The 13,701-nt window shown below is 72.6% G+C and carries 13 protein-coding genes; 5 read left to right on the plus strand and 8 right to left on the minus strand.

The window, feature by feature from the left end; translation table 11 throughout:
- Positions 1–3: 3 nt before the first annotated feature.
- From KZ829_RS35055 to KZ829_RS35065, 3 genes are read right to left on the minus strand one after another with little or no spacing between them, the layout of a single operon-like run.
- Positions 4–1,488, minus strand: a complete 1,485-nt coding sequence (locus KZ829_RS35055) for a DUF6297 family protein (protein WP_220148137.1) — start codon at positions 1,486–1,488, stop codon at positions 4–6.
- Entirely contained in the window at positions 1,485–2,144 is a 660-nt protein-coding gene (locus KZ829_RS35060; RefSeq protein ID WP_220148138.1) for an ABC transporter ATP-binding protein, read from the minus strand. Before KZ829_RS35060 ends, KZ829_RS35055 begins: the two co-directional genes overlap by 4 nt.
- The gene (locus KZ829_RS35065) at positions 2,128–3,621 is read right to left on the minus strand and encodes an aldehyde dehydrogenase family protein (RefSeq protein WP_220148139.1); all 1,494 of its coding nucleotides are present in this window, start codon (positions 3,619–3,621) and stop codon (positions 2,128–2,130) included. The genes KZ829_RS35060 and KZ829_RS35065 overlap by 17 nt, the downstream gene beginning before the upstream one ends.
- 54 nt (positions 3,622–3,675) lie before the next feature.
- Here KZ829_RS35065 and KZ829_RS35070 point away from each other — a divergent pair, with 54 nt between their 5' ends.
- Positions 3,676–4,002, plus strand: coding sequence for an Rv1322 family protein (locus tag KZ829_RS35070; RefSeq protein WP_220148140.1), 327 nt, complete (start codon positions 3,676–3,678; stop codon positions 4,000–4,002).
- Positions 4,003–4,056: 54 nt separating this feature from the next.
- Positions 4,057–4,833, plus strand: coding sequence for an alpha/beta hydrolase (locus KZ829_RS35075; protein WP_220148141.1), 777 nt, complete (start codon positions 4,057–4,059; stop codon positions 4,831–4,833).
- On the opposite strand, the gene KZ829_RS35080 is transcribed toward KZ829_RS35075, so the two are convergent.
- The 4 genes from KZ829_RS35080 to mce all read right to left on the minus strand — a co-directional run bounded on the left by KZ829_RS35080 (position 4,830) and on the right by mce (position 9,673).
- Positions 4,830–5,948, minus strand: a complete 1,119-nt coding sequence (locus KZ829_RS35080; protein ID WP_220148142.1) for an AI-2E family transporter — start codon at positions 5,946–5,948, stop codon at positions 4,830–4,832. The two genes, KZ829_RS35075 and KZ829_RS35080, sit on opposite strands and share 4 nt — an antisense overlap.
- Before the next feature lie 42 nt (positions 5,949–5,990).
- Positions 5,991–7,379, minus strand: a complete 1,389-nt coding sequence (locus KZ829_RS35085; protein ID WP_246636812.1) for a coiled-coil domain-containing protein — start codon at positions 7,377–7,379, stop codon at positions 5,991–5,993.
- A gap of 228 nt (positions 7,380–7,607) precedes the next feature.
- Entirely contained in the window at positions 7,608–8,930 is a 1,323-nt protein-coding gene (locus KZ829_RS35090) for a coiled-coil domain-containing protein (RefSeq protein WP_220148143.1), read from the minus strand.
- A gap of 260 nt (positions 8,931–9,190) precedes the next feature.
- Positions 9,191–9,673, minus strand: coding sequence for a methylmalonyl-CoA epimerase (mce, locus tag KZ829_RS35095; protein ID WP_183216743.1), 483 nt, complete (start codon positions 9,671–9,673; stop codon positions 9,191–9,193).
- Between the two features lie 81 nt (positions 9,674–9,754).
- On the opposite strand from mce, the gene KZ829_RS35100 reads away from it, so the two are divergent.
- The gene (locus tag KZ829_RS35100; RefSeq protein WP_220148144.1) at positions 9,755–10,939 is read left to right on the plus strand and encodes an acetyl-CoA C-acetyltransferase; all 1,185 of its coding nucleotides are present in this window, start codon (positions 9,755–9,757) and stop codon (positions 10,937–10,939) included.
- Positions 10,936–11,895, plus strand: coding sequence for a methylmalonyl Co-A mutase-associated GTPase MeaB (meaB, locus tag KZ829_RS35105; protein WP_220148145.1), 960 nt, complete (start codon positions 10,936–10,938; stop codon positions 11,893–11,895). Before KZ829_RS35100 ends, meaB begins: the two co-directional genes overlap by 4 nt.
- Here the strand turns inward: meaB and KZ829_RS35110 are convergent.
- The gene (locus tag KZ829_RS35110; RefSeq protein ID WP_220148146.1) at positions 11,892–12,473 is read right to left on the minus strand and encodes a PadR family transcriptional regulator; all 582 of its coding nucleotides are present in this window, start codon (positions 12,471–12,473) and stop codon (positions 11,892–11,894) included. The genes meaB and KZ829_RS35110 overlap by 4 nt on opposite strands.
- 52 nt (positions 12,474–12,525) lie before the next feature.
- On the opposite strand from KZ829_RS35110, the gene KZ829_RS35115 reads away from it, so the two are divergent.
- Complete coding sequence (locus KZ829_RS35115; protein WP_220148147.1) at positions 12,526–13,689, plus strand: FAD-dependent oxidoreductase; 1,164 nt, start codon at positions 12,526–12,528, stop codon at positions 13,687–13,689.
- Positions 13,690–13,701 lie beyond the last annotated feature (12 nt).

Genomic DNA, 13,701 nt, shown 5'->3' on the forward strand with positions numbered 1-13,701 from the left:
CGGTCAGCGGGCGGCCAGCTCGACCCGGTCGGGTGAGGTGGTGAAGGTCAGGTAGGCGTGCACGCCCAGGTATCCGAGGCCCACCTGGAAAACCAGCAGGCTCAGGGTGGCCGGGGCGGCCGTCGCCAGGGCGACCACCGTGGGCAGCGCCAGGATCAGCAGGTCCAGGCCCGCGAAGGCGTGGAGGACCGGGCCGGTCGGGACCGAGCCCATCGGCGTCTCCACCGGCAGCAGGTCGTTGCGGACCAGGCCGGCCCGGGCCGCCCGCAGAGCGGCCACCGCGCCGATCGGGCCCAGCGCCAGGCCCAGCGGCCACCACTGACCGGGCGGGAGCCCGCCGGTCAGCTGGAGGAGCCCCAGCGCCACGGTGGCCCAGATCGTGCCCAGCGCGGCCGGCACCCACAGCCGCTGCCACAGCGCCCGGCGTGAGGTCAGGCCCAGCAGGCGCAGCAGAACCGGGTTGGTGGCGTCGGTCTTCACGGCGGACATCGTGGTTCGGGCGGCGAGCATCGTGCCGATCAGCAGGGTGCCGGCCAGCAGCCACGGTGGGGCGCCGGACAGCAGCAGCGGCAGTGTGGTGGCGGCGGCCGCCCAGAGCAGCCGCGGGATCCGGCGCCGGGCCAGCAGCAGGTCCTGGGCGGTCAGCGGCGGCAGCCGGCGGGGCAGCGGGGTGGACCGCAGGCGGCGGTGTGCCCAGTAGCGGCGCTCCAGCATGTCGGCCAGGAAGGACGGCTCCACGCCGTACACCGAGTCGGCCAGGGTGCCCGCCGTCTTGGCCGAGTCCAGGATCAGGTCGTTCGGGGTGCGCGCGAGGTCGCGTACGGCCAGAAGGAAGCCGGCGGCGGCGACCACCGCGAGCAGCCCGGTGAGCGGGACCACGACGACGGCCGGCGGCCACCCGTCCGGAGTGGGCGGCGTCCACCCGGCCTCCTCGGCGACCAGCACGGCCAACCCGGCGGCGATCGCCACCCGCCCGACCGTGTCGGCGGTCCGGGACGCCCGGGGCCGCGCCTGCGCGGTCGCGGCGGCCACCGCGAGCAGCACCCCCAGGACGGCGCCGGTCGCCACCAGGACGATCGAACCGGTGGACGCGGCGTGCCCGAGGATGCCGAGCGCCGCGGCGCCGCCCGCCAGGGCCGCGCCGACGGTCGCGAAGGTCAGCGTGGGCGAGAGCAGGCGGCGGCGGCTCACCGGCGCGGTGAGCAGGAAGTACGCGGCCGGGCGGCTGACCGTGATTGGGCCCAGCCGGCGCAGCGTGGCGAAGAGCAGGCCGGCGCAGACGGCGGCCCAGGCCAGCGCCCCGGAGCCGGTGAGGTTCGGGACCAGCGGGCTGAAGACCGCGGCCAGCGTCTCCTGGGCCATGGCGGCGAGCACCAGGATCGAGAAGACGACGACGTACGCCGTGGTGGCGGTCTCGCCGCGATCCCGGTGGGCGGCCTGGGCGCGGCGGATCCAGCGGCGCACCGGCCGCAGCTCGACGACGGTCACAGCATGTCCATCGAGACGATCTCGGCGCCCGAGGCGACCGCGAACTTGTCGTCGTGGCTGGCCAGCAGCAGCGAACCGCCGCCGGCCAGGTAGTCGGCGAGCATGCCGGCGACCATGGCCCGGCCGTCCGGGTCCAGGCGCTGCTCCGGCTCGTCCAGGATGAGCAGCGCGCTCGGGCGCAGCAGGACCAGCGCCAGGGTGAGCCGCTGCTTCTGGCCGGAGGAGAGCGACGGCGGGATGGCGTCGGCGTGCCCGCCCAGCCCGAGCCGCTCCAGCGCCTCCTCGATGCCCGCCTCGGCCGGATCCTGTCCGTGCGCCCGGCAGACCAGTTCGGCGTGCTCGTGGGCGGTCAGACCGGGGTACCAGGTGGGCGGCTCCACCGTGGTGGCCACCGCCCGCCAGAAGTCGGGACGGTCGCCCGGCTCGCCGCCGAACACCCGGATCACGCCCGAGTCCGGGCGCTGGAGGCTGCTCACACAGCGCAGCAGAGTGGACTTGCCGATGCCGTTCTCGCCGGTGACGCAGACACCGGCGCCGGCCGGGACGGTGAGCCCCACGTCGACCAGCACCGGGGTCGACCCGTAGCTGACATTCAGATCCTGGACTTCGACTGCGGGATGATCGGCCACCCCTTCGAGGCTAAGGCTTCCGTCCATAGAGCAGACGCAGGGCCTTCACGATCTGCTTCACCTGGGCCGGGGTGCGCTCGAAGGTCATCGCCGGGAGCAGGGACGGGCCACGCCGTACGGTGATCGCCTTGGCCCGGGCGAACTCGCGCAGCCCGTCGTCGCCGTGGATGCGCCCGAAGCCGGACTCGCCGACCCCGCCGAACGGCAGGTTGCCCATGCCGACGAAGGTGAGCGTCCCGTTCACGGCGACCATGCCGGAGCGCAGCCGGCGGGCGATCCGGATCGCGTTCTTCTTCCCGAAGACCGAGCCGCCCAGCCCGTACGGGGTGTCGTTGGCCTTCGTGACGGCCTCGTCCGCGTCCCGCACCTTCGTGATGGTCAGGGTCGGGCCGAACGTCTCCTCACGCATCTCCGACGAGTCCTCGGGCACGTCCACCAGCACGGTGGGGGAGACGTACGGGGCCTGTACCGCGTCCGCGCCGCCGAGCACCGCCCGGCCTCCCTTGGCCAGCGCGTCCTCGATGTGGTCGCGGATGATGTCGAGCTGCTTCGGCATGGTGATCGGGCCGATCTCCTCGCCGGTGCGCAGCTTGCCGGCCTTCGCCACGACGGCGTCCACGAACCGGTCGTAGACCGGCTCGACGGCGTAGACCCGCTCGATGCCGATGCAGGTCTGCCCGGCGTTGGTCATGGCGCCCCAGACGGCGGCCTCGGCGGCCGCCTCCACGTCCGCGTCGGCGTCGACGATCAGGGCGTCCTTGCCGCCGGCCTCGAGCACCACCGGCACCAGGTTCTCCGCGCAGGCGGCCATCACCTTCTTGGCGGTCGCGGTCGAGCCGGTGAAGGAGATCTTGGCCACCCCGGACCGGCACAGCGCGCCGCCGACGTCGCCGAGCCCGTGCACCACCTGGAGCACCGGGTGCTCCGGCACCACCTCGGCGAACGAGTCGGCCAGCCACTGCCCGACCACCGGCGTGTACTCGCTCGGCTTGAAGACGATCGCGTTGCCGGCCGCCAGCGCGCCGCTGATCGGGCCTACCGGGGTCACGATCGGGTAGTTCCACGGGCCGATCACGCCGACCACGCCGTACGGCTGGTACTCCAGGTGGCCGGAGTGCTCGGCGACCAGCAGCCGGGTCCGGACGCGGCGCGGCCCGAGCACCCGCTTGGCGTTGCGGGCCGCCCAGTCCAGGTGCTCGACGGCGGCGGTGGCCTCGATCAGCCCGTCGGTGACCGGCTTGCCGGACTCCCGGTGGGTCAGCTCGGCCAGCTCCTCGATCCGCTGCACGATCAGCGAACGCCAGCGCAGCATGCGGGTCCGGCGGCCCGCGAAGCCGAGGCCCTGCCACCAGAGGGCCGCCTCCCGGGCGCGCTCGACGGCCGCGAGCACCGCCTTCTCGTCGGCGACCGGTACGCGCCCGGCCTCCTCGCCGGTGGCCGGGTTCGTCGAGATCAGCCGGCCGTCCTCGATCACTGGCAGGCCGGGAACGTGAGTCGCCGTCATGTCCGCGAGTCTAGGGTGATTGTTACCAGTGAGTCACTACGTACGCTTGAGCTTGTGAGCCCCCGCCGTAATCGCTCCCGGTCCGCCAAGAGGGAAGAGGAGCGTCCCGACCGTCCCGGAATCACCGAGGACCGCGTCCAGCAGTGGCAGGACGGTGACTACATGGTGCGGAACGTGTTCGGCGCGGCGGCCGTGAAGATCTACCGCTGCCCGGGGTGCGTCCAGGAGATCCGGCCCGGCGTGGCGCACGTGGTCGCCTGGCCGGTCGACGACCCTGGCGAGCTGACCGACCGCCGCCACTGGCACTCCGGCTGCTGGCGGGCCCGTGACCGCCGCGCCCCCGGGGTGGAGCGGTCGCGCAACGCTCCCCGCTACGGGTGATGCCATCCGACCGCCCCGCCCGCCACCCTCGAGACGGAATGACACCATCCTGATATGACGAACCACATCAGTGCCAACTCGATCCTCCCGGCTCACCGGGAGGACATCGAGCTGCACACCGCGGACGGTGTCACCCTCGTCGGTGAGCTGGCCCGGCCGCTCGACCGCGAGCCGGTGGCCACCCTCGTCTGCCTGCACCCGCTGCCCACCCACGGCGGCATGATGGACAGTCACGTCTACCGCAAGGCCGCCTGGCGGCTGCCCGCCCTGGCCGGGATCGCCGTGCTGCGCTTCAACACCCGCGGCACCAGCAGCGTCCGGGGCACCAGCGGCGGGGCGTTCTCGCAGGCGGTGGACGAGCGCTACGACGTGGCCGCCGCCATCGAGTTCGCGGAGTTCGCCGACCTGCCGAACATCTGGCTGGTCGGCTGGTCCTTCGGCACCGACCTGACCCTGATGTACGGACTGGACCCGGCGGTCGCCGGCGCGATCCTGCTGTCCCCGCCGCTGCGCTTCTCCCGGCCGGAGCATCTCGCGACCTGGGCCGCCGACGGCAAGCCGCTGACCGCGCTCATCCCGGAGTTCGACGACTACCTGCGCCCGGCCGAGGCGGCCGAGCGGTTCGCGGCCGTTCCGCAGGCCGAGGTGGTGCCGGTCCCGGGCGCCAAGCACCTGTGGGTCGGCGACGCCGAGAAGGTGCTCGACGAGATCGTCCGCCGGGTGGCGCCGCGGGTGCCGACGCCGCTGCCGTCGGCCTGGGACGGCCCGATGGAGACCGGGGACGCCAGCGCCTACGCCGACCGGACGGTCGCGGCTTTCGAAAAGGGCTAGCGGTCCTCGAGGCTGGGGATCGCCACCTCGCGCATGATCAGCTGGACGGCGGCCACCATCGGGATGGCGACCAGGGCGCCGACGACGCCGAAGAGTCCCACTCCGACCAGGGCCGCCACCAGCGCCGCGACGTCGCTCACCCGCACCGACCGGCGCATCACCCGCGGGTAGATCAGATAGTTCTCCATCTGCTGGTAGACGATGAAGAACACGATGCAGACGATGCCGACGGTCACCGATTCGGCGAAACCGACCAGGCTGACCACGACGGCGCCGATGGTCGCGCCGATCTGCGGGATCAGGTCGCAGATCGCCACCACCACGGCCAGCGCGAACGGATAGGCCAGACCGAGAGCGAGCGCCAGCCCGAAACTGCACACCCCGGCCAGCACGGCGATCGCCAGCGCCCCGACCATGTAGGCGCCCACCTTGCTGAGGATCTCGTCGGTGAGCAGCGCGACCCGCTCCCGGCGGCTGGCCGGCACGAGGCGGTAACCGGTCGCCTTGATCCGGTCGAAGGCGGCCATGAAGTAGATGGTCAGCACCAGCACGGTCAGGATGTTGAAGATGGTGCCGAACAGCAGCCGGGCGCCGCCGACCACCCCGCCCAGGGCGTTGCCGATCGTCCCGGCGTTCACCGCGCCCTGCACCTTGGTCGCGATGTCGTAGCGCTGCACCAGATCGTTGACCGTCCGGCTGCGGCGCAGGCTCTCCACCACCTCCGGCGCGTTGTTGACCAGCTCGGTGGTCTGGGTGACCAGCGGCGGGATCAGTGCCACCAGACCGCCGACCAGCAGCAGCACCACGCTGAGCGCGACGACCGCCACGGCCGCGCCGCGCGGCAGGCCCCAGCCGCGCAGCCGGGTCACCGCCGGGTTCAGCCCGATCGCCAGGAACAGCGCGATGAAGATCAGAACCAGGATCGATGCCGCATTCCGTACGCCCAGGAAGAGCGTGTACGCCAGGATCAGGCCCAGCCCGAAGAGGAAGCCGAGCAGGAAGGGGTTACGCCGGTTCAGCGGGGGACCGGGCGTGCCGAAGGGTGGCCGCTCCTCAACCGGCGGCTGCTCCTCGACGGGCGGAGTCTCCTCGGGCACGGGTGGCTCGGCGGACATCAACCGAGGCTATCGCCGCTGGGCCACCCCTGCCACCGGTAGTCAATCGGCGTCGGCCGCCACCCGGCTCGCCTGCGGGACGGTCACCTTCGCCGAGGCGGTGACCTTGGCGGGCGGCTCCGTCTCGGCCGGCTGTGCGGTCACCGAACCGGCGGGATCGGCGGGCTTCTCGTCGTCCTCGGGCTCGGCGGCGGCGGCCAGCACCGCGGCGGCGGCCAGCTCGGCCACCCGTTTCGCCTCTTTCTGCACCTGGCGGCGAACCTCGGCGGCATGCCGCTCGGCGGCCTCACCGGAACGCTTGGCCTCGGCCGCCCGGTTGAGCTCGGCCTCCAGCTCCTGCTTCGCCTCGGAGAGCCGTTGCGCGACCTGCTCGGTCTCCTTCTCGGCGGCCTTCGCCGCCTCCTGCGCGGCGTTCCGCCGCTTCTCGGCGCCGGACGTCTCGACCAGAGCGGTCTCCAGATCGCGGCCGGCCTGAGCGATCTTCTCCTGCTGCGCGGCGATCTCCTTGCGTACGGCGGTGGCCTGGTCGTCGGAGCGGCGCAGCACCTCCTCGGCGTACTTGTCGGCCTCGCTGCGCAGGTCGGAGCACTGCTTCTCGACGCCGGCGCGCATCTGGCCCAGCTCCTCGATCACCGAGTGCCGGCGCAGCGCCAGCTCGTGCTCGACGGCTGCCTTGAGGTCGGCCTGCTCCCGCTCCGCCTCGGTGCGCTGCGCGGTGATCTCCTGCTGCGTCTTGTCCCGCAGCGCCTTGAGCTCCTGCTCGGCCTGCATCCGCGTGGACTGCACGTAGCCGTCCACTTCGGCCCTGGTCCGCTGAGCGTCCTGAGTGGCCTTCTCGGTGATGTGCTTGCCCTCGTTGCGGGCCCGCGCCAGCACCGCCTCGGCCTCGGCGCGCTTCTGCTCCGCGGCCTGCCGGGCGGCGGCGATCGCCTTGTCGGTGGCGACCCGCTTCGCGGTGTCGGCCTTCTCCTCCTCGGCGCGGCGCGCGGCCAGGGTGATCTCGAAGTCCCGGATGCCGTTGTGGGCGTGCGCCTCGGCCTCGGCCCGGATCCGCTCCGCCTCGGCGAGCCGGCTCGCGATGTCGTCGGTGGCGGACGCCTTGATCGCCTCGGCCTGCTCCTCGGCGAGGAGCAGGATCTGCTCCACCCGCTTGCCGAGGTGCCGGAACGACACCTCGCCGGTGATCCCGGAGTCGCGCCGGGCCTGGGTGAGCTCCGCCTGCAGGCCCTTGATCTGCGCGCTCAGCGCCTGGATCTGCGAATACGCCTGCTCGCGGTCGTTGAGGAGGGCGGCTATCTCGTTCTCCGCCCGGGTGACGTATCGCTCGACCTGCTTCTTCTCATAGCCCCGGAGGGCCGTTTCGAAGCTGGGCTCGGTGGCCGCCTCTCCGCCGAGACCGAAGATTTCACCGCCGTGCGACATGCTGTCCATCCTCACATACGCATCGTCCCGTGGCGTGTCGATACACACCGGGTTGGAAGAGACCATGCGGGTAGTTGCGATTTGTCTGACCTCGATTGGCAAACCCAGGCAAGCGCGAAACGAGTCAGGCCGTACCGGAGAAACTCCGGTACGGCCTGATTTCGTCATGTACCGCCCGGCGGGTTCACGGTCGCGTATCCGCGACGGGTCCGCAAGCGGAGGAAGCTGAGAGCCGGGTCAGGAATTGGTCTGAGCCGCCACCGGCTCGTCACCGGTCTGCGCCTCTTCGGTCTCCTCGGCCTCCGGCTCAGCGGCCCGCTGAGCAGGGGCCGCGGCGGCGGCCACGGCAGCGGCGGCCGCCGCGGCCGGAGCGGCGGCACCGCCGACTCCCGGAACCAGGCCGGAGAGACCGGACAGCATCTGACCGAGCTGGTTGGTGACCGCGTCCTTCTGACGGGTGAGGTCCTCGACCTCGCGGCGCGCCGCCTGGGTGGTCAGCTCAGCCTCGGTACGGGCTTCGCTGAGCAGTCGGTTGCCCTCGGTGCGGGACTCGGTGACGGTCTTCTCCGCCAGGGCGCGCGCCTTCTCCACGGTCTCCGAGGAGTACCGCTCGGACTCGACCCGGCGGGCCTCGGCGCGCTGCTCGATCTCCTTGGCGCGGTCCTCGGCGGCGCGGGCCCGCTCCTCGGCCTCGGACACCATCTTCTGGGTCGCGGCGACCTGGGCGGCGTGCCGCTCCGACTCCTCGCGCTCCGCCTTCTCCCGGCGCTCGGCGATCTCCAGGGCCAGTGCCTGGAGGTCCTTGTCCCGCTTGTCACGGGCGTCGGTGAGCAGCTTGGTGGCCTCGGCGCGCTTCTCCTCGGCCTCCCGGGCGGCCTTGGCCCGGGCCTGGGTGATCTCCCGCTCGGCGGTGGCGCGCAGCGACGCGACCTCACGCTCCACGGTCGACTTGAGCTCGGCGACCTCGTGGGCGGTGACGGTACGGAGTTGCTTGGTCTCCCGGTCGGCGTCCGACCGGAGCGTGTCGGCCTCGCGGCGGGCCTGCACCCGGGTCTCGGCGGCCTCCCGCTCGGCGTGGGTGCGCACCTGCCCGGCCTCGCGCTCGGCGGTCGCCTTCATGGCGGCGGCCTCGGCGCGGGCCTTGTCGGTGATCTCCCGGGCCTCGAGGCGGGCCGCGGAGAGAATGCCCTCGGACTCCCGCTTCGCCTCGTTCCGGTGGTCGTTCGCCTGCTCCTCGGCGAGACGCAGGATCTGCTCCACCCGGGTGCCCAGCCCGGAGAGCGTCGGCCGGTTGTTCTCCTCCAGCAGCTTGTTGCTGTCGGCCAGTTTCTGCTCGAGCGCGTTCAGTCGCTGCTCGGCCTGGCGCAGACGCCGCTGAGCGTCGTTCATCCGTTGCTCGGCCTCGCCGCGGGCCTGCTCGGACTGGTTCAGCGCGGCGAGCAGCCGGCCGATGTGTCCGTCGACCTGGTGACGGTCGTAGCCGCGGAGGACGACCGTGAAGTCGTGCTGCGAATTCGCGGTCTCGAAGAAGGCCAGGTTCTGATCCTGCTGCTGGGGCATTGCGCCATCCTGGCGAGAAGGGGGCGGACATGCAAGAGCCGAGGGGCATCCGAACCGCATAGTAGATCAGCTTTGACCTGGACCGTCGCGCGGCCCCGGACCGTTCGGGTGACGGCCCCGGACTCACCGGCCGGTCCGGTGTCGTCCCGCCGCCACCTGGACAGTCGGGGCTTCGGGTGATCACGATTCCGGCGCAGACGTCGTCGGCGCTGCTCAATGGCCCCGATCCTGCCAGGAGACCGGGGCCGCGTCAGGTCGATTCACCCGACCGGAGTACCCCCTCCGGCGGGCTCGACCAACTCGACAAGCACGCCGCCGGCGTCCTTCGGGTGGACGAAGTTGATCCGGGATCCGGCGGTGCCGCGCTTGGGGGCGTCGTACAGAAGGCGCAAACCTCGGGACCGCAGGGCCGCGGCGGTCGCCTCCACGTCGGCCACCGTGTACGCCAGCTGTTGCAGACCGGGACCGCTGCGGTCGAGGAACCGGGCGATCGCCGAGTCCGGCCGGGCCGGGGCCAGCAGTTGCAGCCGCGGGCCGTCGCCGTCGCCGACCGCGAGCATCGCTTCCCGTACGCCCTGCTCCTCGTTGGTCTCCTCGTGCACGCAGCGGAGCCCGAAGTTCGCCGCGTAGAAGGCGATCGCCTCGTCCAGGTCGGGCACGGCTATCCCGACGTGATCGATGCGGAGCAGTCCGGGGAATGTGACATTCTCGTCCCGTCCTGCACTCGGTGTGTCGTCTGTCATGCGGTTAGTCTCTGACCTGACCCATCGTTAAGGCCACCCCGGGTTCCCCCAGACCCGGTCGTCGCAGATCGGATCGTGACCATGACCAGTTCCGTCATCGTCAGTGGCGCCCGGACCCCGATGGGGCGCCTGCTGGGCAACCTCAAGCACCTCCCCGCCACCGCTCTGGGCGGTCACGCGATCGCGGCGGCGCTGAGCCGCGGCGGCGTCGACCCCGAGCGGGTCCAGTACGTGATCATGGGTCAGGTGCTCCAGGCCGGCTGCGGCCAGATCCCGGCCCGGCAGGCCGCCGTGGCGGCCGGCATCCCGATGACCACGCCCGCTCTCACGGTCAACAAGGTCTGCCTCTCCGGCATCGACGCGGTGGCGCTGGCCGACCAGCTGATCCGGGCCGGCGAGTTCGACGTGGTGGTGGCCGGCGGCATGGAGTCCATGACCAATGCGCCGCACCTGCTTGCCGATCAGCGTCAGGGCCGTAAGTTCGGTGACGTGCTGGTGCGTGACCACACCGCGATCGACGGCCTGATGGACCCGTGGGCCGGCATCTCGATGGGCGAGTCCACCGAGGCGAGCGGCGCCCGCCTGGGCATCACCCGGGAGCGGCAGGACGAGTTCGCCGCCCGCAGCCACCAGCGGGCCGCCGCGGCCCAGCGCGACGGCCGGTTCGCCGAGGAGATCGCCGCGGTCCCGGCCGGCGGCCGGGACGCCGGTCAGGTGATCGACACCGACGAGGGTGTCCGCCCCGGCGCCACCGCCGAGTCGCTGTCCGCCCTCCGCCCGGCCTTCACCCCGGACGGCACCATCACCGCGGCCAGCTCCTCGCCGATCTCCGACGGCGCGGCCGCGCTGATCGTGATGAGCCGGGAGAAGGCCGAGGAGCTGGGCCTCACCTGGATCGCCGAGATCGTGTCGCACGGCAACGTCGCCGGGCCGGACAGCTCGCTCCAGTCCCAGCCGTCCAACGCCATCAAGCACGCGCTGGACAAGGCCGGGCTCGAGGTGGACGATCTCGACCTGATCGAGATCAACGAGGCGTTCGCTCAGGTGGCCATCCAGTCGGCCCGTGAGCTGAAGGTGGATGAGGAGATCGTCAACGTGAACGGTGGCGCCATCGCGCTCGGCCACCCGATCGGGATGTCCGGCGCCCGGCTGGTGCTCACCCTGGCCCTGGAGCTGCGGCGCCGCGGCGGCGGGCTGGGCGCGGCCGCGTTGTGCGGCGGCGGTGGCCAGGGCGACGCGCTGATCATCAAGGTGCCGGCGGCGTGACGTCGAGGCGGACCCGTGATGTGCCCTCCCTCGTCGCCAAGGCCCGGGAGGGCGACGCGCGGTCCGTGGCCCGGCTGATCAGCCTGGTGGAGAACGGCGATCCCGCGCTGCCCGAGGTGGCCGCCGCGATGGCGCCGTTCGCCGGCCGGGCCCAGGTCGTCGGCCTGACCGGCGCGCCCGGCGTGGGCAAGTCGACCACGACGAACGAGCTGGTCCGGGCCCTCCGTGAGGCGGGGAACCGGGTCGGGGTGCTGGCCGTCGACCCGTCCAGCCCGTTCACCGGCGGGGCGATCCTCGGCGACCGGATCCGCATGCAGGACCACACCGCCGACTCCGGCGTCTACATCCGCTCGATGTCCAGCCGCGGCCAGCTGGGTGGGCTCTCCGCGGCCACCCCGCAGGCGGTCCGGGTGCTGGAGGGCGCCGGCTGCGATGTGATCCTGGTCGAGACGGTCGGTGTCGGGCAGGCCGAGGTGGAGATCGCCTCCCTCGCCGACACCACGCTCGTGCTGCTCGCGCCGGGGATGGGCGACGCCATCCAGGCGGTCAAGGCCGGAGTGCTGGAGATCGCCGACGTCTTCGTGATCAACAAGGCGGACCGGCCCGGCGCCGACGCCACCTACCGTGACATCCAGGGGATGCTCGCGCTGGGCGAGCGCGGCCCGAACGAGTGGCGGCCCCAGGTGGTGCGTGCGATCGCGGCCAAGGGTGAGGGCATCGACGACGTGGTGGCCGCCATCGGCAAGCACCGGGACTGGCTGGAGAGCACCGGCAACCTGCGCCGGCGCCGGGAGCACCGGGCGTCGGCGGAGATATCGGCGCTGGCACTGGGCACGCTCCGGGCCCGGATCGGCGATCTCAGCGGCGGCACGGCCCTGCCACTGCTCGCCGCCCGCGTCGTGGACGGTGAGATCGACCCGCACGCCGCCGCCGCCGAACTGGTCGCCGGCCTCTAACCGAATCGGGCCAGCGTCTCGTCGATGAGCGCGCGGTCCCAGCTCAGGCTGCCGTCGTCCAGGTCGGCGACGACCCCGCGCAGCCAGCCGATCTCGGCCCGCAGCACGGCCGCCCGGTACTCGTCCTCGATCAGGAAGAGCCGGGGCAGGCCGGGCGGCGCCTGCGCGTCGATGGCCGCGACCCGGTCGGTGAGCGTCTCGAGCCGCCGTTCGAGCAGCTCCCGGGTCTCGGCCGGGCTGAGGATCGGCAGGAAGGCGAGCGCCACCGGGAACTCCGGGAACTCCCGGGCCGGCTCGGGCAGCATCTCCAGCAGCCAGCGGCGCAGCGTGGCGGCGCCCTCCTCGGTCGCCTCGTAGACGGTCCGCTCCGGGCGCCCGGCCTCCCGGCTGGTGCCGCCGGGGCGGGCCAGTCCCTCCCGGACCAGCCGGTCGAGGGTCTGGTAGACGCTGTTCCGCTGCGCGACGTTGACCAGCTGGTCCTGACCGCGGTGCTTGATCACCTGCTGCATCCGGTACGGGTGCATCGGCGCCTCCACGAGCAGGGCCAGCAGAACCATCGCCAGAGGAGACCGCTTCATGCGGCCAGCTTAGGACTTGACGATTCTTAGTCATGGCATCAATAGTTATTACATGACTAACGAAGCTGTCGTGATCGGTGGCGGCATCGCCGGGACCGCCACCGCCATCGCCCTGCACCGTGCCGGCTGGCGCCCGGTGATCTACGAGGCCGCCGAGCGGGACGCCGGCGAGCGGGGCGTCTTCGTGACCCTCGCGGTCAACGGGGTGACCGCCCTGCGCGCCCTCGGCCTGGACCCGGCCACGGTTCTGGCCCGCGGGTTCGCCACCCCGGTGATCGCGCTGCACGGCGCCTCCGGTCGGCTGCTCGCCGAGGTCCCGCTCGGTGGGCCGCTGCCGGACGGGACGGTCAGCACCACGATCCGTCGCTCCGATCTGTACTCGGCACTGCGCGCCGAGGTGACCGCACGCGGCATCCCGATCGAGTACGGCGCCCGGCTGACCGGCGTGTCCGGCGCCGTGGCCGAGTTCGCCGACGGCCGCACGGCGCGGGGGGACCTGCTGGTCGGCGCGGACGGCCTGCACTCGCGTACCAGGGAGGTTCTTGATCCGAAGGCTCCCGCGCCGCACTATCTCGGCCTGCTCAACACCGGTGGCTTCACCGACGGCCCGGTCCGGGACGCGCCGCCGCCCGGGGTGATGCGGATGTCGTTCGGCCGGCGTGCCTTCTTCGGCTGGGTGACCGCCCCGGACGGCTCCGTCTGGTGGTTCGCCAACCCGCCGCGCCGGCGGCCGGCCGAGCCGGGCGAGTTCACCCCGGACGGCTGGCGGGCGTACCTGCTGGAGTTGTTCGCGGGCGAGCCGGCGGCCGACCTGATCCGGGCCAGCAGCGAGGTCCTCGGGCCGTGGAACACCCGGGACCTGCGGCGGGTGCCGGTCTGGCACGGCGAGCGGATCGTCCTGACCGGCGACGCGGCGCACGCCGTCGCCCCGTCCTCCGGCCAGGGCGCGTCGATGGCGCTGGAGGACGCCGTGGTCCTCGGGCACAGCCTGCGCGAGAACGGGGACGTCCCGGCGGCCCTCGCGGCGTACGCGGCCGTCCGCCGGCCCCGGGTGGAGAAGGTGGTCGTCCAGGGCCGGCGCAGCAGTTCCACGAAGGTGCTCGGACCGGTCCGCGCGGCGCTGCGGGACGCCACCCTGCCGACGGTCATGCGGCTGCTCCACCGCAACGGCGACCCGCAGGCCTGGATCTTCGAACACCGGCTCCCGGGGGCTTAATGATCGTTCAGT

The sequence above is a fragment of the Actinoplanes hulinensis genome (assembly GCF_019429605.1).
In the GTDB taxonomy this organism is placed as follows: domain Bacteria; phylum Actinomycetota; class Actinomycetes; order Mycobacteriales; family Micromonosporaceae; genus Actinoplanes; species Actinoplanes campanulatus.

Excerpts from the sequence above, each read along its gene's own strand:
- KZ829_RS35060 (WP_220148138.1), bottom strand. The coding sequence starts at position 2,144 with ATGGACGGAAGCCTTAGCCTCGAAGGGGTGGCCGATCATCCCGCAGTC.
- KZ829_RS35065 (WP_220148139.1), bottom strand. The coding sequence starts at position 3,621 with ATGACGGCGACTCACGTTCCCGGCCTGCCAGTGATCGAGGACGGCCGG.
- KZ829_RS35075 (WP_220148141.1), top strand. The coding sequence starts at position 4,057 with ATGACGAACCACATCAGTGCCAACTCGATCCTCCCGGCTCACCGGGAG.
- KZ829_RS35080 (WP_220148142.1), bottom strand. The coding sequence starts at position 5,948 with ATGTCCGCCGAGCCACCCGTGCCCGAGGAGACTCCGCCCGTCGAGGAG.
- KZ829_RS35085 (WP_246636812.1), bottom strand. The coding sequence starts at position 7,379 with ATGGACAGCATGTCGCACGGCGGTGAAATCTTCGGTCTCGGCGGAGAG.
- KZ829_RS35090 (WP_220148143.1), bottom strand. The coding sequence starts at position 8,930 with ATGCCCCAGCAGCAGGATCAGAACCTGGCCTTCTTCGAGACCGCGAAT.
- mce (WP_183216743.1), bottom strand. The coding sequence starts at position 9,673 with ATGACAGACGACACACCGAGTGCAGGACGGGACGAGAATGTCACATTC.
- KZ829_RS35100 (WP_220148144.1), top strand. The coding sequence starts at position 9,755 with ATGACCAGTTCCGTCATCGTCAGTGGCGCCCGGACCCCGATGGGGCGC.
- KZ829_RS35110 (WP_220148146.1), bottom strand. The coding sequence starts at position 12,473 with ATGAAGCGGTCTCCTCTGGCGATGGTTCTGCTGGCCCTGCTCGTGGAG.
- KZ829_RS35115 (WP_220148147.1), top strand. The coding sequence starts at position 12,526 with ATGACTAACGAAGCTGTCGTGATCGGTGGCGGCATCGCCGGGACCGCC.